Raw genomic sequence first — 379 nt, forward strand, 5'->3', positions numbered from 1 at the left:
GTCAAGGCGCGCCGGCACACCGTCGGCGGACTGTCGGCACATGCCGACCAGAACGGGCTGAGCCAGTGGTACGGGCAGATCCCCCTGCATCCGCGGGTGCTGCTGGTGCACGGCGAAGACGAAGCCCGCGAAGGCCTGCGGGTGCGCCTTGGCGAGCAGTACGGCTGCGATGTGCGGGTTCCGAAGGCGGGCGAGCAGTTTGATGTGTGAAAGAGCCGGGATTCGGGATTGGGGATTCGGGATTCGACCGAAGGTCGATGCGGCTGGGCACGCATCTAGGACGAGGACACTCGCCGCCTCTCTGCATGCTGAAGGGGGCGGCAGCTTGGAAGCTCGCGACCACCTCCCCACGAATCCCGAATCCCAAATCCCCAATCCC

General features: G+C 66.0%; 1 protein-coding gene. It reads left to right on the top strand.

Annotated elements, in window-relative coordinates; genetic code table 11:
- The coding region (locus FLQ44_RS22740; RefSeq protein ID WP_276607910.1) for an MBL fold metallo-hydrolase RNA specificity domain-containing protein at nucleotides 1–210 on the top strand (210 nt) is incomplete at its 5' end.
- Nucleotides 211–379 lie beyond the last annotated feature (169 nt).

The organism is Vogesella mureinivorans (assembly GCF_007644035.1).
Lineage (GTDB): Bacteria > Pseudomonadota > Gammaproteobacteria > Burkholderiales > Chromobacteriaceae > Vogesella > Vogesella mureinivorans.